The 17,505-nt window shown below is 70.0% G+C and carries 14 protein-coding genes; 7 read left to right on the forward strand and 7 right to left on the reverse strand.

From position 1 onward, the window contains the following. Positions 1–42: 42 nt before the first annotated feature. On the reverse strand, positions 43–435 hold the full coding sequence (locus ABH941_RS15935) for a hypothetical protein (protein ID WP_370129844.1): 393 nt from the start codon (positions 433–435) through the stop codon (positions 43–45). 309 nt (positions 436–744) lie between these two features. Here ABH941_RS15935 and ABH941_RS15940 point away from each other — a divergent pair, with 309 nt between their 5' ends. From ABH941_RS15940 to ABH941_RS15950, 3 genes are read left to right on the forward strand one after another with little or no spacing between them, the layout of a single operon-like run. Continuing rightward, positions 745–2,463, forward strand: a complete 1,719-nt coding sequence (locus ABH941_RS15940) for a hypothetical protein (protein WP_370129845.1) — start codon at positions 745–747, stop codon at positions 2,461–2,463. Between the two features lie 35 nt (positions 2,464–2,498). Then, positions 2,499–2,879 (forward strand): hypothetical protein, encoded by a 381-nt coding sequence (locus ABH941_RS15945; RefSeq protein WP_370129846.1) that lies wholly within the window; start codon positions 2,499–2,501, stop codon positions 2,877–2,879. Between the two features lie 48 nt (positions 2,880–2,927). Next, the gene (locus ABH941_RS15950; RefSeq protein WP_370129847.1) at positions 2,928–3,683 is read left to right on the forward strand and encodes a hypothetical protein; all 756 of its coding nucleotides are present in this window, start codon (positions 2,928–2,930) and stop codon (positions 3,681–3,683) included. 240 nt (positions 3,684–3,923) lie between these two features. Here the strand turns inward: ABH941_RS15950 and ABH941_RS15955 are convergent, their stop codons facing one another. Continuing rightward, positions 3,924–5,390 carry an arabinofuranosidase catalytic domain-containing protein gene (locus ABH941_RS15955; RefSeq protein WP_370129848.1) on the reverse strand — a complete coding sequence of 489 codons (1,467 nt, stop codon included), beginning with the start codon at positions 5,388–5,390 and terminating at the stop codon, positions 3,924–3,926. 227 nt (positions 5,391–5,617) lie between these two features. After that, on the reverse strand, positions 5,618–6,520 hold the full coding sequence (locus tag ABH941_RS15960; protein WP_370129849.1) for a LysR family transcriptional regulator: 903 nt from the start codon (positions 6,518–6,520) through the stop codon (positions 5,618–5,620). A gap of 188 nt (positions 6,521–6,708) precedes the next feature. Between ABH941_RS15960 and ABH941_RS15965 the strand changes: the two genes are divergently transcribed. After that, positions 6,709–7,002 carry a DUF1330 domain-containing protein gene (locus ABH941_RS15965; protein ID WP_370129850.1) on the forward strand — a complete coding sequence of 98 codons (294 nt, stop codon included), beginning with the start codon at positions 6,709–6,711 and terminating at the stop codon, positions 7,000–7,002. 54 nt (positions 7,003–7,056) lie between these two features. Here the strand turns inward: ABH941_RS15965 and ABH941_RS15970 are convergent, their stop codons facing one another. Together ABH941_RS15970 and ABH941_RS15975 are read right to left on the reverse strand one after the other, a co-directional pair. Then, positions 7,057–8,223 (reverse strand): tetratricopeptide repeat protein, encoded by a 1,167-nt coding sequence (locus ABH941_RS15970; protein ID WP_370130209.1) that lies wholly within the window; start codon positions 8,221–8,223, stop codon positions 7,057–7,059. Then, the gene (locus ABH941_RS15975; RefSeq protein ID WP_370129851.1) at positions 8,224–10,527 is read right to left on the reverse strand and encodes a BTAD domain-containing putative transcriptional regulator; all 2,304 of its coding nucleotides are present in this window, start codon (positions 10,525–10,527) and stop codon (positions 8,224–8,226) included. Between the two features lie 176 nt (positions 10,528–10,703). On the opposite strand from ABH941_RS15975, the gene ABH941_RS15980 reads away from it, so the two are divergent. Further along, the gene (locus ABH941_RS15980; RefSeq protein ID WP_370129852.1) at positions 10,704–12,059 is read left to right on the forward strand and encodes a glycoside hydrolase family 18 protein; all 1,356 of its coding nucleotides are present in this window, start codon (positions 10,704–10,706) and stop codon (positions 12,057–12,059) included. Positions 12,060–12,143: 84 nt separating this feature from the next. Here ABH941_RS15980 and ABH941_RS15985 read toward each other — a convergent pair whose 3' ends face one another. Continuing rightward, on the reverse strand, positions 12,144–12,659 hold the full coding sequence (locus ABH941_RS15985) for a putative immunity protein (protein ID WP_370129853.1): 516 nt from the start codon (positions 12,657–12,659) through the stop codon (positions 12,144–12,146). Positions 12,660–12,896: 237 nt separating this feature from the next. On the opposite strand from ABH941_RS15985, the gene ABH941_RS15990 reads away from it, so the two are divergent. Next, entirely contained in the window at positions 12,897–14,171 is a 1,275-nt protein-coding gene (locus ABH941_RS15990; protein ID WP_370129854.1) for a hypothetical protein, read from the forward strand. 396 nt (positions 14,172–14,567) lie between these two features. Then, complete coding sequence (locus ABH941_RS15995; RefSeq protein ID WP_370129855.1) at positions 14,568–14,915, forward strand: hypothetical protein; 348 nt, start codon at positions 14,568–14,570, stop codon at positions 14,913–14,915. A gap of 93 nt (positions 14,916–15,008) precedes the next feature. Here the strand turns inward: ABH941_RS15995 and ABH941_RS16000 are convergent, their stop codons facing one another. After that, entirely contained in the window at positions 15,009–17,504 is a 2,496-nt protein-coding gene (locus ABH941_RS16000) for an RNA polymerase sigma factor (protein WP_370129856.1), read from the reverse strand. Position 17,505 lies beyond the last annotated feature (1 nt).

A 17,505-nucleotide genomic window follows, 5' to 3' on the forward strand; every position in this document is an offset into this window, starting at 1 on the left:
GAAGAGCTCTACCCCACCGAACTCCCCAAGGGCGCCCCCGCACTACCCAACACCACCGCTGACTGATCGGCTACACCACACCAAGGGACGCGATCCTAAGGACGGGTCCCTGCTTGAGGAGGTGCCCTGGGACGTGAGGGTGCCGGGGAACTCCCAGAAGGCGTCGTCGCGGCTGCCGGTGACGACGGTAGTGGCCTTCGTGTGCTCGAACTTCCAGTAGTAGGTGTCTCCCGATGTCGAGTTGCCCCAGGGAACGAGACCTGACCCGTCCGTGAGCGGATGGTGGAGGACGCGGTCGCTGAAGTCCTCCCGAAGGTCTTCAAGGTCGGTGATCATCGCGGCGGCATAGATGGCCTCGGCTCCGGGACGGGGGCCTGCGATGGCGAAGAAGTCGCACATTTCGAACCGTGGAGAGAACTCGACGATCTCGAACAAAGCCGTTAATTCGACACCCCCTCGCCCGCGACGCCCGCCCTCAGGCGGGTCCGCGGCGCCCCGAATTCGCACGCATGATCGATAACGCATGCTCTGATCCACGAACTTTCCTGTGAATCAAGAGAGTTCACGCAACCTCTACAGATTTCCCCCCTCGTGTGCGTATCGTTCTAAGGGGCTTTTTGTGGCCATGATCACAGCTTGGGGGGTTTGAAAATGGCTGTGCACTGTAGCGCGTGCGGGCATGTGAACGCCGACGACGCCGGGTTCTGCGGTTCCTGCGGTCAGGCGATAACGACTCTGGAACCTGTGGCGGTGGCGCCCTCGGTGCCGGACGCGGAGTCGACCACGGTGTTGGGTGCGGTGCCGGTCAACGGCGTCGCGGAGGGCCTGGCCACGGTTCCGGAACAGCTCGGTGCGCTCCTGAAGACGGCAGGGGGAGCGGCGGCCGGGTTGTCCCGCGGTGGCGGCAGTGGGATTCCGACGCGACGCACGGTTCAGGACGGGCCGCTGGGCGGAGTGGGGCGCGACGAGGCGACACGGCACCTGTGCGCAGCCGTGCACCTCGACAGTGCATTGGCCGAGAAGCTTGTCGAGAACGTGCTGGAGGAGCCGCTGCGGGCGGTGTCACGCTCCCCGGGGCTGGACCTGGTGGCGGTCATGAAGCACGTGGTGGCCGCGCGGGCCCGGCACCTGGTGCGGGACCTGTCCCTGGTGGCCGCGCTGGTGCTGATGTTCATCTGCCTGGTGACGCTGCACCTGGGGCTGTTCGTCCTGCTGCTGGTGGTGTCGTGGCTGGTGGTGTTCGTCGAGGCGTACCTCGTACGCTGGGGCCCGACCACGCTGTCGCTGCGTCGCGGTGCGTTCCGGGCGGCCGACGCACCTCAGCCCCAACGGCAGTTGACGATAGAGCAGATCCAACGGGTGGCGCAGTACGAGGCGGGAAACGTCAGCGCCTACCTGGGCGAGGAGTTCCTGCCGTTCTCCGGTTACGGCTGGCCGCTGGACAGCTGGTCCTTCGCGCTGGACACCACCCGCCCCGAGGACCCGGACCGGCCCGTAGAGCCCTTCTCGGTCACCGAGTTGTACGAGCGGGTCAAGGAGCAGGTCGCGAAACTGGACATCGCCGGCCTGGGCGTGAGCGACCGACTGTTCATCAACGGCTTCGACATGCACCACGACCCCGACCTGCTGACCGGATCGACCCCGGCCGCCAGGCTGGTCGGGCGCCCGGTGGAACGCGTCGCCCAGGAGTTCATCGACGAGCTGCGGGAACGCCCCGAGGACCGTGCCCGCCCCTATCTGGTCGCCGAGGTCGTCGGCTGGAACGGTGAACTCGTCTACTCCTTCCTGCTGCGGCTGACCCTCAGCGCGACCCACCTGTTCGTCGAGGCCACCCACTGCCTGCTGCCACCGCTGCGGGGCGCGTACTACGAGATCGACTTCCTGCTCAGGTACCCCACGCTGCGTCAGTTCCTGGTGCTGATCGCGCGCAGCGGACTGCGGTGGCCGGGGATGATGCTGCGCTGCATCCCGCGTTCGGGCCGCCAGGTCTTCGCCGACTACCTGCGCTCACAGAAGCAGCGGCGCCAGCGGCGGCTGATCGCCGGACTGGACAACTTCGACCACGGCCCGATCTTCAGCGTCCGGGAGCTGGCCAGCGACCTGCGCTCGCGGGTCCCGAACCGGTTCCCCTCGCTGGGGTTCCTGGAGCCGGTCGTCGGTCCGGTGCTGAGCGTGGTCCTGCGACTGTTCATGGACAGTGGCGGCCGCTACCTGAACTACCACCGCTACTTCCAGATCCTGGACCGGGACATGTACACCAAGGTCGTGGAGAAGCGGGTCTTCGCCGCGCTCGCCGAGTTCCTGGAGGAGCGCAACGTCGACCCGGACGAGTTGAAGCGACGCGCCGAGATGATCGTGAACAACAGCCTGACCGTGGGCGACAACGCCACCGTGACGGGTGGGGCGTTCAGTGTCGGCCACGGCTCCCGCGCCACAGCCACCTCAGGCGGCCAAGGCCGTTGAGGCCGGCAACCCGCCCCAGCGAAAGGACCTGAGCCATGGGAAGCAAGAAGGACAACAGCCTGGAGATCAAAGGCCACGCCAGTGTGAGCGGCGGAGCCTTCAGCGTCGGCGACAAGAGCCACGCGGAGAACACCACCTACGCCGCGGGCGCGCCCGCGTCCGTCCCGCAGACCATCGAAGAACTGCGGGTGGCGGTCGCCGACTTCATCGTCCAGCTGCGCGCCGCCGGACCGGAGGTCGCCGCCACGGTGCCGATCGCCGAGGTCGTGCAGCAGGAGATCGATCGGCCAACCCCCGACGGGAACCTGATCGAGCGGCTGTTCGCCCGGATCGTCAGCGGCCTCGGCAGCGCGACCGTGCTGACCGGGGCGGTGACCGCACTGGTGGCCGCGGCCAGAGCGTTGTTCGGGGGGTAACAGAAGTGCCGCAGGACGGAGTGAACTCAGGGGGGAGACGGGGATCAGATGCGAAATTGCAGCCGCTGCGGGCGACCGCTGGCGCCGGACGCAGTGCGTTTCTGCACCAGCTGCGGACAGCCGATCGAGCCGAACGAGCGGGTCGAGCAGGTCGAACCGGTCGAGCGGATCGAACCCGGCGGTCCCGCACAGGAGCCGCCGTCGGCCGCGGCTGATCGGCGCAGCCGCTACGACTGGCGGGTCTTTGCCGCGATTGCCGCGGTGATCGTGGTGGCGGCCGTCACCGCGATCCTGCTGACGCGGGGCACCGGACCCAGCAGAGTCGCCGCGGGACCCCCGGCCGCCTCCTCGACCCCGGCCCCGACCGGCACCACCCCGTCACCGGCCGCCACCGACTCCCTGGCAGCGGTCGGTCCCAGCCTGACTCCGTCCGTCGAGGCAACGGACACCTCGATGTCACCGCAGGCGACGGCCTCCCCGACGGTCAGCCCCTCCGCCGCCGCGACCGCACCGCCGAATGTGGTCACGGCGTACTACAACGCCCTGAACAAGCACGACTACCAGGCCGCCTGGAACCTGGGCGGGGACAATCTCGACAGCGACTACGCCACCTTCAAGGCCGGCTTCGCCCGGACCGCCAGCGATCATCTGACCGTGACCGGAAGCAGCGGCGACATTGTCAGCGTGCAGCTAGCCGCACATCAGTCCGACGGGACCATTCTGGACTTCGCCGGCACCTACACCGTGGTAAACGGCAAGATCGCTCAAGGATCGCTGCACTCCACCGGAACCGGCGTCCCCTAGTGGGTAAGGCGGCTCGGAGCAGGTTTCCGGCTGGGCACGTGCGGCGTTCAAGCGCTGATGGGGGTCTGATGGGGGTACTGACCGCTGAGGGTTCGGGCGCGGGGGGGGGGGGGGGGGGGGGGGGGGGGGGCCCCCCGGGGGGGGGGGGGGGGGGGGGCGGGGGCGGGGGGGGGGGGGCCCCCCCCCGGGCGCGGTCGGTGCGGTCGGTGCGGTCGGACTAGCGGCTGACCGCGCTACCGGTCAGCCGAGGGTCCACTGCTGGTTGCTGCCGCCGTTGCAGGTCCACAGTTCGACCAGGGCGTTGTTGGCGGTGGAGGCGCCGGTCACGTCGAGGCACAGGCCGGACTGGACGCCGGTCACGGTGCCGTTGGAGTTGAGCGTCCACTGCTGGTTGGTCTGGCCGTTGCAGGGATAGATGATCACCTTGGTGCCGGCCGTGGTGCCGTTCCCGTTGGCGTCCAGGCAGTCCGTGGTACCGCTGTCGGTGACGGTGAGCTGGTTGGACGAGTTGTGGGTCCAGGCCTGTGGCGCCAGGCCGTTGCAGGTGTAGATCTGGACCTGTGTCCCCGCCGTGGTGGTGCCGTTGGGGACGTCCAGGCACTTGCCCGCGCCCACCGCGTGCAGCGGTCCGGTGGTGCTCCCGGTGCTCGCGCTGGTGCTGTAGCCGGCCGCGGTGATGTTGGACTGGACCGAGTTCTCGGTGGCGTCGGACGGGTAGCCGGAGGTCATCACCCCTTCGTAGAAGGTTCCGGCGGAGCCCTTGCTGTTGTCGCCGCCGATGCCGAGGATGATCGCCCCCTCCTTGTGCATCGGGTTGTAGCCGGAGACGTTGGGACGCACTCCGCTGTAGGAGGTGGACAGGCTGCCGGACTGGGCGTTCCCGGACCGGATCGCCCACTGGTTGGGCTCTCCCTTGACGATGGCGGTCAGGAAGCGGTTGCTCACGGTCGGGTCGTTGGCGTTGTAGCCGGCGTTGACCCCGGAGTAGAGGCCGTTCTCCATGTCGGCCATCACCCAGGGGCCGTTGCCGGTGCCGTAGCCCCAGACCTTGATGTTGCCGAAGTAGATCGCCTCCATGTGGCCGTTGCCGGTGTCGTTGTTGCTGGTCTCGGCGTTGCCGTAGTCGAAGCAGCAGCCGCCGTTGTAGTGGGTGCCGTCGAGGACCGCGTACATGCCCTCGGCGGCGTCGCCGGTGGCGATGCCGGAGGTGCTGTCGTCCCGGTAGCCGGTGCCGGCGGCGACGTAGACGCCGTAGGCCTCGTGGCCGCCGACCGTGACCGGGGCCGCGGTGGCGCTGGCGAGGTTGTCCGGGCCGCCGGCGGCGCCCCCGGCGGGGGCGTCGGTGAGGTTGTTGCCCCGGCCGGACTGGTCGTAGATGACGGTGACGACGCAGCTGGTGCCGGCGCAGAAGGAGTCCTGGGCCGCTGCGTTGGCGTAGCCGCCGGCGCCGAGCACGCCGATGTTCAGCGTGCTGCTGTCCGAGGCGCGCCTGACCTGGTAGAGCGAACCGTTGTAGGCGGCGTAGAGCGCGCGCGTGGTGCTGTGCGCGGCCACGCACGGTGTGCCGCCCGCGGCGTAGATGTCGCACGGTCCCTGGGTGGCGGCCTGTGCGGTGCCGGCCGTCGCGGTGGCGGCGGCCACCGTGCCGACCAGGACGGCGAGGGCCGCCCCGAATCGGGCCAGCCTTGTCCGGATGATGTTCCTCATGCCTCTCCCTAGCTCTCTGGTGGAGTGCGACTCAGGGATTTGTTAGCGCTAACATTTCGACCGGCGCAGCCGCGGTTCTGCGTCAGGGGGTTCAAGTCGGCGACACTGCCGCATGGCTGATGCACAGTCAAGACATTGCACAAGCGGAGCACGTAAGCGCCGCGAAGTCCGCCGGGCGCAAGGTCTTCGGCCTCGCCACCGCAGGCGTCCGCTTGACCTCGTGCGTGTCAGTCCGGCAGCCAGTGCAGCTCGTGCGCCAGGGTTTTGGCGACGGCACGGATGCGGCGGTGCAGCGGCGACTGCTCGCGTGGGAGGACCAGGTGGACCGTCAGGCTGGGCGCGCCCCGCAGCGGTCGCCAGGTGAGACCGGCCGGTTGTGCCGTGACCGCGGCTTCTCCGGCCGGGGCGAGGGTGACCCCGTCGCGCAGGTCGCGCTGAGACATGTCGAAAGACACTGCGGGCGTGTGGAATCGGGGGCGTGGTCGGATGTCCCGGAACAGTGCGGACAGCTGATCGTGGATCACGGGGTTGGCCGCACGGTCCGGGAGTCGCAGCGGATACGCGGCCGCGTCGGCGATCTCGATCTCCGGGTGTTCGGCCAGCGGATGGTGCTGCGCCAGCTGGACCCCCATGCGCATACGCCGGAGCAGGAACCGGCGCACGCCACGGCCCGGCTGTTCACCGCGGGTGATCCCGGCATCGATGCGGCCGTCGGCGACCGCGGGGGAGATCTCCGGTGTCGCCATCGGGACCGCGCCGACCTCGAGTCCGCTGTTGCCGCGAATCAGCCCGTCCACCAGGGCCGGTGCCGTCTCGGCCCCGGCGCTGAGGCTGTATCCGATGCGGAGCGTGCCCAGTTCACCGGCCGCCGCGCTCCGGGCGGTGTCCCATGCCCGGTCCAGCGCCGCCAGCGCGGGCGGCGCGGACTCCGCCAAAGCCGCACCGGCCGTGGTCAATACGACGCTGCGCGTGTTGCGGACCATCAGGGCCGTACCGAGTTCCGCCTCCAAGCGGCGCATCCGGGCGCTGAGTGCGGGCTGTGCGACACCGATCCGTGCGGCCGCGCGGGTGAAGTTCAACTCCTGCGCCAGCACCAGGAAGTACCGCAGGCTCACCGTATCCGGGGCCACGTCCCCTCCCTGCCGATTGATAACGATCCGTTCTGACTCTATCCCGTACCGGTCTTTCCCTCGACCGCACATCAAGCCCTAACCTGCGCATATGACGATTCCACTGACCGCAGCACCTGTGGCCGGGATCGATCGATCCGAGTGTCCATGCGAGGTCGGGCGTGTCCGGCCCAACACAGGAGGTTTTCATGGCCAAGGGCTACTGGGTCAGTGTCTACCCCGCCATTTCCGACCCTGAGAGGCTGAGTGCCTACGACAAGCTGGCCCGTCCGGCTGTCCGGGCTGGGGGCGGGCGCCTCCTGTCCCGTGGCGCTCGAGTCGTCGCCCACGAAGCCGGAATCACACAACGCGTCGTCCTGATCGAGTTCGACAGCTTTGAATGGGCCGTCGCGGCATACGAGAGCGAGGCATACCAGAAGGCGCTGGTAGCCCTCCCCGACGGCGTCGAACGCGACTTCCGCATCATCGAAGGCATCAACTGACCCCCCAACCACAACACCCCAGACCACGGACAAGATGAATTCACGAACTGTTGATCAGTCACACCAGGCGGCCAGCTGCGCCTGGGCCGCGGTTTCCAGCCGACCGGAACCGATGCGCCGGTAGAGAACGACGGCTTCGCGAAGTCGTGCCCGTGCGGACGCCCGATCCCCGATCCGCTCCAGGCCATGCGCGAGGCATTCCGACGCGTACGCCTGGCCGAGCAGGTCGTCCGCGGCGCGGGCGCACCCCAGGGCACTGCTGTAGTCGGCGACGGCGTCATGCACAGCACCGGTGTCGGCAGCCAAGTCGCCGTGGTACCTGTGGACCAGGGCCAGACCCCGCTGGTCGTTCGTCGCCCGATAGACCGTGGCGGCCTCCCGCAGCATCGCGGCAGCGACAGATGTGTCACCGGCGGTGTGACGGATCCGCGCCAGTTCTGCCTTGGCCCGGGCCTCCAGTGGCGGGACCCGGTGGAGCCCCCATGCCACGGACTGCTCCAGGACGCGCCGGGCTGCGGACAGGTCACCCGAGGCGGCCAGGGCCTCGCCCAGGAAGATCTGGACGTGGGCTTCGTGGAACTGGGCTCCCAGGCTGCGGTGCACGGCTGAGGACTCGGTCAGGACACGGGTCGCGGCGGGGATGTCCCCGGCGGCGAGGTGGAGCTGGCCGAGCTGGCCCAGCACCGTGGCGACTCCGCTTGGCAGGCCGAGATCCCGGTACAGGGCGAGCGCGTCGTTCAGCATTTCGGTCGCGGCCCGCAGGTCCGCGGTGGCCAGGTTGACCCTGCCGAGTTCCGTCAGGGCCGCGGCCTCGCAGACCCGGTGTCCGAGCGCGCGGGACAGATTCAGCGCACGGCGTTGCAGGTCGGCCGCGCTGCCGATGTCCCCCGTCGCCCAGGTGACCACGCCGAGCGCGGTGAGGGCGTCGAATTCGTTGAGCCGGTGGTCCAGGTCGTGAAATCCGGCGAGGGCCTCGGTGAAGCAGGACGCCGCCGTCGGCAGATCCCAGCGCGACCAGGCCAGGCTTCCCAGGGCCCATCGGACGTTCGCCTCGCCGAGACGGTCGCCCAGGCTCTGGAAGATGCGCAGGGCCTGGGTGTTCAGGTCGGTCGCGGACGGGAGGTCCCAGTCCAGGGACCTTGACCGTGCCAGCTCCCACAGGGCGTTCGCTTCCCCGAGCCGTTCTCCTGCCGCGCGGTAGGCGGCCAGGGACCGCTCCAGTTAGACGGTTGCGGCCTGGTGATCGCTGGTCATGTTGTGGACCCGGCCCAGTTCCCATCGCATGGACGCCTCGCCGAGGTGGTCGCCGCACTCGCCGGCGGTCCGTATCGCGTCCTCGTGCAGCGAGACCACTGCGTCCCAGGGCCCTTCCTCCTGGAGGAACGCGGAGAGCGCGCAGGTGATCCGGACTGTCTGTGCCGGCCAGGCGCGCGCTGCGGCGATCAGGTTGGCCCGTTCGGCGCGCAGCCAGGACTGGGCCTCGGCCCGGTCCCCCAGGCGGAGCCCGACGCCGGAGCCGGAGCCCGAGCCGAGATCGGACCGATCCTCGGACGTTCCTGCTGCCGGGCGGGTATGGCGGACGAAGAAGCGGTCGGCGGCCGTGGAGGCACGGACGTAGTGGTTGATCAGTCGGTCGCGGGCGGCTGCGTACTCCTTCGCGGATTCGAGGTCGCTGTCGCAGTCGCGGTCGCGGTCGCCGAGCGTTCGGGCATGGATGCGCACGAGATCGTGGAACCGGTAGCGGCCGGAATCGTGCTGGAGCAGCAGATTGTGGTCCAGGAGGGATTCGAGCAGCCGATCGGCGGTGCCCCGGTCGGCGCCGGACACGGCAGCCGCAGCGTGGACGTCGAAGTCCGCTCCGGGGACAAGCCCGAGCAGCCGGAACAGCCGCTGTTCGGCCTCCGGCAGGGCGGCGTACGACGAGGCGAAGACGGCGGCCAGATCCCGGTCCTCGTCGCGGAGCCGGCCCAGCCGGGTACCCTCGTCGCGCAGTTGCGCGACCAGGTCCGCGATCCGAAGCGCGCGGTGGTAGCGCAGCCGCGCCGCGACGATCCGCACCGCCAAGGGGAGGAATCCGCACAGGGCCACCAGTTCTGCCGCGTCCGGATCGCCCGGGTCGAACCGACCGGGACCGGCCACCTTGTCCAGCAGGTCCAGCGCCTCGGCCTCGGACAGGGTGTCGAGCGAGACCCAGTGGGCCTCGTCCAGCCCGGTCAGCCGGCGCCGGCTGGTGACCAGGACGAGGCAACCGGAGGTGCCTGGCAGCAGGGGACGTACCTGCGCGGCGCTCACCGCGTTGTCCAGGACGATCAGGGTCCTGGTTCCGTCGAGCCGGGCGCGGTACAACGCGGCACGCTCCCCGGCGTCGCCTGGAATCCGGGTCGGCGCGACGTCCAGCAGGCGCAGCACCCGGTCCAGTGCGTCGTGGGCGGTCAGCGGCGCTGCCTCGGGATCGTGTCCGTGCAGGTCCAGGAACAACTGCCGGTCGGGGTAGGACGGCCTGAGGCGGTGTGCGGCGTGGACCGCGAGCGCGGTCTTGCCGATTCCGCCCATCCCGCCGATCACCGAAACCGTTGCGGCGCCGGTCTCGGCCGACAGCGCGCCCGCGACCTCGACCTCGACCTCGACCTCGACCTCGACCTCGACCTCGACCTCGACCAGGATGCGGACCTCTGCGGTGCGGCCGGTGAAACGCCTTGTGTCGGCCGGCAGTTGACAGCGATTCGTGAGCGTCGGCCCGTCCGGTTCCGCAGGGGTCGCGCACGGCGCCGGAGGGACCGTCGGGTACTCGTCGGACAGGATCTGCTGGTGCAGCGCCCGCAGCACGGGACCCGGTTCGATGCCGCTGGCCCCGACCAGGGCGGCGCGGGCGTCGAGGTAGGCGGACAGTGCCTCGGCGCGCCGTCCGGCGCGCGCCAGCGCCGACATGAGCAGGCCGAGCGGCTGCTCGCGCAGCGGGTGCCGCTGGACGATGTCGGCCAGTTCAGGGAGCAGTGATTCGGCAAGGCCGAGGTGGAGTTCGGCCTCGATGCGCCGCTCCGTGATCCGCAGGCGCAGGTCCTCGAGGCGTCTGTGCCAGGAATCCTGGAGCAGGCGGCTGTCGACGTCGACCAACGGGGTGTCGCGCCACAGTGCGAGGGCACTGACCGCGTCAGCGCGCGCCTGCTCCCACTGCGAGCGGCCGAGGGCGGCTTCGCACCGCGTGGCCAGAGTCTGCGCGCACCGGTAGTCGAGTTCGCCGTCGTCGGTCCGGATCAGGTAGCCGGGGTCACGGGTGATGATCCGGGCCCTGCCGTCGGAGCCGAGTGCGGTGCGCAGCCGTTGCGTGTACGAGCGGACGGTAGCGCGTGAGCCGGGCGGTTCGGCGCCGTCCCAGATGGCCTCCGCCAACTGGCCCACCGGCACTACCTGGTTGGGGCGCAGCAGCAGGGTCGCAAGCAGGACGCGCTGGCGGGCGGCCGGGACCGGGAGTTCGAGCCCGCGGTCGTCGTGGACCTGCAGCCGCCCGAGAATTCCGAATCTCACGTTGCCGAGCTCCTACCGTCGACCCCACTGGTCTAGACCGATACTAGTAGACCGCGGCGATGACGTCCGGCGCCACAGCGACGTCGGCGAGGCGTCAGGACGGCGACCTACGGTGAACGCGATCGCGCACCTGAAACACGTCGACTCGTCGGCCGATAGCCCGTGGAGGGTCCTCAATGCGCACGTCCGGCTCAGCCAGTGCGGCCCACGAAGTCACCTGCCCCGCGCCGCGCCGCAGGCGCACCCTGCTGCTCGTCGCGGCCATCGCCTCGACGGCACTGCTCGCCACGATGCCGGCAGCCGCGGAAGCCGGAACGCCCGCGGCCGCCCTGCAGACCGTCGCAGGCGGCAAGCAGTTCGTGGGCTACTTCACCCAGTGGGGCATCACGACCGGGTTCTACGAGAAGAACCTGGTCACCAGCGGGGAGATCGGGAACCTCACCGAGCTGGACTACGCCTTCGCAGGCGTCGCTCCCGACGGCACCTGCACCAGCACGGACCCGTCGGCCGACTACCAACGACCGTTCACCGCAGTGCAGTCCGTGGACGGCCGGGCCGACCGTCCCGGACAGGCCCTGGCCGGGAACTTCAACCAACTGCGCGAGCTCAAGGCCGAGTACCCGAAACTGAAGATCGTGATGGCGATCGGCGGCTGGACCGGATCCGGCCAGTTCTCCGCCCTGGCGCAGACCGCCGCGGGACGTCAGAAATTCGTCGCCTCCTGCATCGACCAGTTCATCAAGGGCGACATCCCGGGCCTGCCCCCGCACGCGGCCGCCAGGATCTTCGACGGGCTGTCGGTCGACTGGGAGTACCCCGACCAGCCCGGCGCCGGCAACCCGTACGGCGCGCAGGACATCCCCGACTACACCGCGCTGCTGCAGGAGTTCCGCACCCAACTCGACACCGCCTCCGCCGCCACGGGCAGGCACTACCTGCTGACCGCCGACACCGCTCCGTTCCCGCAGCTCGCCGGCCAGCTCCAGCTGTCGCAACTCGCACAGTACGTCGACTGGCTCAACGTGATGACCTTCGACGTGTACGGCAGCCTGGAACCGAACGGCCCTACGGACTTCTCCTCGGGCCTCTACCCGGACCCGCGCGACCCGTACCCGCCGGTCTACCAGTTCGACATCGCCAACACAGTGACCTTCTACGAGTCCCGGGGCGTCGCCCCCGACAAGATCGCCATCTCCGTCCCCTACTACGCGCACTACTGGACCGGCGTCGCACCCAGCCCGAACGCAGACGGCCTGTTCCAGACAGCGACCGGCGGCGGCAGCACCATGAACTACAACCAGGAGGTCGGCGAACCCGGCACGACCCACTTCGACCCGGCGGCCGGCGAACCCTACAAGTACGACGCGGCCTCACAGACCTTCTACACCTACGACAGCCCCGCCTCCGTCGCGCTGAAAGGCCGATACGTCTGGCAGCACGGCCTGCGCGGCGCAATGGTCTGGTCAATGGACGGGGACACCGCCGACGGCCGACTCACCGCGGCGCTCGGCAACAGCCTCCGCCACCCCTGAAAACCCCACGGTCAGGAAGAAGGGAACCCGGCACCCACGACGTCGACCCGAACGGCGAGAACCCGGACGGCAGCAGAATCCGACTCAGCAGTCGAACACCGACCAGCAGATGTCGTTGCGCAACCTCTGGTCATCAAGTACGAGCCCGCGGATCGCCTCCGGAAGCTGATCGCGCTGCCACTGGCACTCGAGTCGTCCCGCGGCCTCGCTCTCGCCTTCCGGTGCCGCTGCACGTGCTGCCTTGATCGCGTAGGCGGCCGCGCCGAGCTCGTGAGCGGCGACGTGTGCCACAGCCCCGGCCTGGCCGGCGGCGTACGCGGCATACCGTGCTGCCCCACGCCGGTCTCTGGCTGCCCCCATCGCGTGGCCGCCCACCGCGCGAGCCTGCATCATCTTGACCTCGCCACGCACCCAGGCCCGGGCATGCTCGATCGCCTGGCGCGGCCGCGGGTCCCCAGGCTGGGCCGACTCGAAGAGGCCAAGAACATGCTCTGCACACGAAGCAGCCCACAGGGCGAGGAGACGGTGATCCGCGTCAGTGAGAGTCCCACCACGGCGGATCGTCACGAAGCGAGGGTCCCGGACCTTCGGGAGGATCATGACGTGCACTCCCTCCTGCGCACATCGGCGCCACTCGCTGCGGTGTGCCCTGGTGACCGGTCAGCCGCCTGGCGCGGGGAATGAACCAGAGTGCTCCGTCCGCATCGGCACCGGCGAACGCAGCGGATGTGCGGCCGACGAGTCGGCACAGGTGCGGTGGTAGCTATTCCACCGGGCGAGGAGTCAACTTCTGGGCGGGCTTCAGTGTGCCGGTCATCGAGCCGGTAGCGTAGCGGGATGAGGACACGCGGGGGCGGGCTCACCACCATGACGAGCCTGGCAACGGGCGCGGCGCTGGCGCTGGGCGGCTGCGGCAGCACCGGCACGGGCGGCGGCACAGGGGACACCAGTGCGACAGCGCTCGGTTTCAAGCACTACGCGGGTGCGGTCGACTACCCGTCGACGACCGGCCCCCACAACGCGGGATACGTGGCGCCCGGCGAGGGGCTGCGCCGGCTGGCGCCGCTGGGCGACTGCGCCCTGGGCCTGGGAACGTTCGCCAACGGGTACCGCTATGTGAACGTCAACTGGACCGGCACCGAAGAATGCACGAAGTTCTCGATCACCCCGAATCCAGCCCCTGACGACGCCACCGACGTACCCGGCTCCATGCGCGGCGGCTGGGCCGGCGGCGGCCTGACGGGCGACGTGGTGGTGCCCTGGGACGACGGTTCGCTGCTCGCTGTCGGCGCCGCCGTGACCCGTCGGGCGCCCAACGGCAAGCAGTCACAGCTCGCCACGCTGCCGCTGACGTTCAACACCCACCCCGAACAGGAGACCGCCGATGACGCCACGGTGAACACCGCTGTGCGGGTGGGGGCGCGGCTGCTGATCGGCGGTGGCCAGACCATCGACAAGGCGGAGACTCCGTACGTGTTCGCCTCCGACGACGCGGGCCGGACCGTGCGCCGGGTGCCACTGCCGGCGGTCGACGGCCTCCAGCCGACAACGCCCGTGGGCGACTTCGGCGTCAACGGCACTGAGGTGGTCGCTTTCGGCGCGGCGGCGACCAACGCCTTCGACTTCCACTCCACAGGCACGATTGCGGTCTGGCACAGCACGGACAGCGGCAGCCACTGGACCTCCGGCGAGATCGCCGGAACGCCGCCGGGAACCCAGGTGCGCAGAGTCCTGTACGCGTCGGGCCAGTGGGTCGCGGTGGGAGGCTATGCCCGGGCCGGCGCCTTCTACGACTCCCTCCCGCTGGTCCTGACCAGCCGGGACGGCACCCACTGGGCCAGAATGGACACTACCGCGATGGGCGACGGCGAGATCACCGCCGCGACCGTCGACTCCTCGGGCCACCCCGTCCTGGTCGGTTCGGCGGCGCGGCCCAAGTCCAAGCCGGACACACGCACGGTGTGGTGCGGTGCCGTCTGGCTCGGTGATGCGACGCTCTCCCGTTGGAAACGCGGCGGCCTCGGCTGCAGCGAGGATCCCCCAAATGCGGTGGCCCTCCTCGCCGACGGCCGCGTGCTGATCGCGGGCAACCGGGACCTCTGGCTGTCCTGAGGCCCGCGGCCGGACACGCGGATGCCACGCCGACTCCCAACACGCCTCCGGTGTCCGACATTGCCCGGCGCGTACGAACCCGGGCCGCCACTCCCGCCGGACGCACCGGGTGACGCCGGACCTGGCCTGTGGGGCACGGGAGCGGCATGCAGCTGACCTGCGGTGAAGTCTTTCCAGAGATTATCCAAAAAGAATCTTGGTCAGGAGCCGGGAAAAGTCAGCGTTCCCCGGCCTGAGCCTCCGTACGGCCCCCGAGCCCGAGGAGGCACTCATGATCCGTACCGTACTGCGCGACATGTCCAGACCCTTGGCCCCAGCCCCCAACTGCGAGCGGTGGTCCCGGTGAGGCCAACCGTCAACCGGACGCTGGCTGCTGTCAGCGGGCTGGGCGGGACCATGAGTACTGCGGTCAGCGTGGGTCACGGCTGGGCGGCCATGGTGGCCACGGCCGTGGTGGCCGTGCTCACCGTCCTCGTGACGGTGACGGGCAAGGAGGCCACCAAGGGCTTCTTCTCGTGGCTGGGTTCCCCGCAGCGCACCTTCCGGTGGACGCTGAGGAAGGGCCACGCACAGCAGCTCACCGCCGAGCAGCTCGTAGCGTTGATGCAGGTCGCGCTGGAGCAGGAGGCACTGCGGTGCGGCGCCGATCGCCGGGCCGACGAGGTGACCGCCGGTGCGGCGGAGTCAGCCGAGGAGTCGGCCGACCAGGTGACCGCGGCACCGGACAGGCAGGGAGCAGGGTAGGCGACGCCACACGGTGGCCCGGCGCCGCCCCGTGGCAGTTCGCCGGCCACGGGGCGGCGCCGGCGTGCTCAAGCGGGCTCCGGGCGGTGCGGATCACCCCCGGGTGCCGCCACCGCACAGGTCGTAACCGGCTTTCGGGTCGGGGTTGAAGGTCTCCTGGTGCTGCGGTTGCCAGACCCGGAGCGCGCGGTACATCAGGACGCCGTCGCACAGGCCCCGGTCGAAGGCCTCGATGTCGGCGGGCTCGAGCGAGGCAGCCGCCACAGTGGTGGTGACGTGCAGCGACTGTGCGGTGCCGGTGGCGGTGGGTCCTCCCCAGGATGTCCAGTGGATCTGCGTTGCTGCCCCGGTGGGGTCGCCGCCGTTGAAGAACTGATTGGGGTGAGGTAGTCCATAGCCCTGCTGGTAAAGGTTCCACGGGGTGCCGAGCACGGGTACGGCAGGCGTGTCGGGGGGCGTCCAGGCGAACGCGGTGGCTCCGCTTCCCAGGTCCAGGCGGGTCTTGCCGAAGGTGGCCGCCAGGGTGGTGGCGGTGCCGGTGGTGGACAGCAGCGCGGTCCACCCGCTGCGCGTGCTGCCGCCGGCCTGGGCGGTACTGCCGGTGGGGGTCCAGGTGGCGTGGTCGAGCCGGAAGACCGTGGGCGGTGTCGCCGGGGTGGGGGTGGGGGCTGGACCGTTGGGGCATGCCTGGGCCTGGGGGGCGGCGCTGGCGTAGAGGCTGTGGTCGGCGGCGATCCACACCCCGGAGATCCGCCAGCGGTGGTCGGATGCGGGGAAGGGGTGGGCGGAGTGGATACCGGTAGTCAGGTCGATCACGGTGACGCTGTCGGAGGACTCGCACATGTCTCCGCCCAGGATGTTGCCGCCGTAGGCGAACAGGGTCCCGTCCGGTGCCAGTGCCGTCATCCCGCCCGGGGCTCGGTCTCCACCGGGGGCCGCTGTGAGCGGGTCGGCCGAGACCCTTGAGGCCATGCCGCGCGGGGAGACCCGGTACAGGAGCTGGGGGCCTTGGCCGGGGGTGGTCGCAGGGGTAGCGAAGACGATGAGGTTGGCGTCGTCGCTGGTGCTGCCCAGCAGTTCCGCGCTCATCGTGGTGTTGGTCGGATCGGCCGGTGCCGTCAGGCCCACGAAGGCGGGCGTGGTGGCGGCACCCCCGGTGAAGGGGTAACCGGTCAGGGTGCCTGCGTCGGTGATGGTGAAGAGGCGGTCGCCCGCGAAGGCCGCGCCGTTGCAGCCCGCCGGGCACGGCCAGGTGCGTGTTGCTCCGGTGGCGGCGTCGGTCAGGTGCAACTGGTCGGTGAAGGCCGTGTCGGAGTGGGAGATCCATCCCAGACGTTGGCGGTCCGCAGACCAGAGCAGCTTGCTGACCTTCTGGCCGCTGGGGACGGTGATGAGTGTGCGCGCCGGCGCTGTGCCCACGCGCAGGCGGAGGGCCCCGTCTGCGGCGTAGGCGATGGCCGGCATGGTGGCGGCGACGGGCTGCGGGGCGATCGGCGTGGACGAACCGGTCCGGTTCAGGATCGCAACGATCAGGATCGCCACCACCAGCACGCTTCCCACCGCGGCCGCCGCTCCGGGCAGTCTGCGTCGCCCTGGTCTGGAACGGCGCGGTTTTCTCTGCCGTGGCGCGGGCGGCTCCGGCGGGGGTGGGTCGGGCGGGGGCTGCTGCAGGGGTCGCTGGACGGGTGAGGTTTCGGCGACGCTCTGGACGGACCTGCCGGATTGCTCCCGCAGCGCGGCCAGGGCGAGGATGGGGATCAGGACCGGGGCGGCGTCCCAGACGAGCTTCTTGGTCTCGATTCGGCAGGTCGCGCAGTTCCCGCAGGTCTTGCAGGTGCTGTAGTGCTCGATCACGGCGTCGGCCAACTCCGCGGTGAACACCGCCCCGTGCGCGGACTCGTGGGTCTCGAGCATCGACCGCAGTACCGCGCACTGCGTGCGGTCGCCGCGTGCCAGCAGCAGAGCGTGATAGCGGCGGGCGACCAGGGTGTTCAGCTCGGTGCACCTGTTGCTGACGGTTTTGGGCTCCTGTCCCAGTTCCTTCGCGATCTGGGCACCGGTCAGGCCTTGTTGGATCCGCAGCCGGTAGAGCTCCTGGCGCTGCGGGTCCAAGGTGGCCACGACCTCGAGGATGGTGCGCTCGGCCTGGGCCCGGCGGACCGGGTCGTCGCCAGGGATGACGACGGCTTTTTGATCACTGAGCTGAGGGACCGTCTCCTCGGTGGAACCCGGCCGCTCCATTCCGTACGTGATCGAGGCGTGCTTGCGCGCCCGACGACGGCCGAACTCCATCAGCCAGTCGGCGAAGCCCTCCGGGCGCGGGATGCCGCGGTGCTTCTCCAGGTAGTGCATCGCGTCGAGCAGGGCCTGCTGGCTGACGTCCTGGGCGGCATCGTGGTCCCGGAGCAGGTAGGCGGCAAGATTCAGCAGGCGTTGGGCATGGCGTTGTGTGAGCTCCTCGTACACCTGGGTGCGGGCCGGCGGCGGAGGGTCCGCGTCATGGGCCAGGAGTCCCAGCAGTTGCGCATCGGTCAACTGCCCCAGGACGTCTGGCTCTGCAGCAGTGTCGGCTCCGGTGTCCTGGGTCATG

The sequence above is a fragment of the Streptacidiphilus sp. EB103A genome (genome assembly GCF_041261405.1).
Lineage (GTDB): Bacteria > Actinomycetota > Actinomycetes > Streptomycetales > Streptomycetaceae > Streptacidiphilus.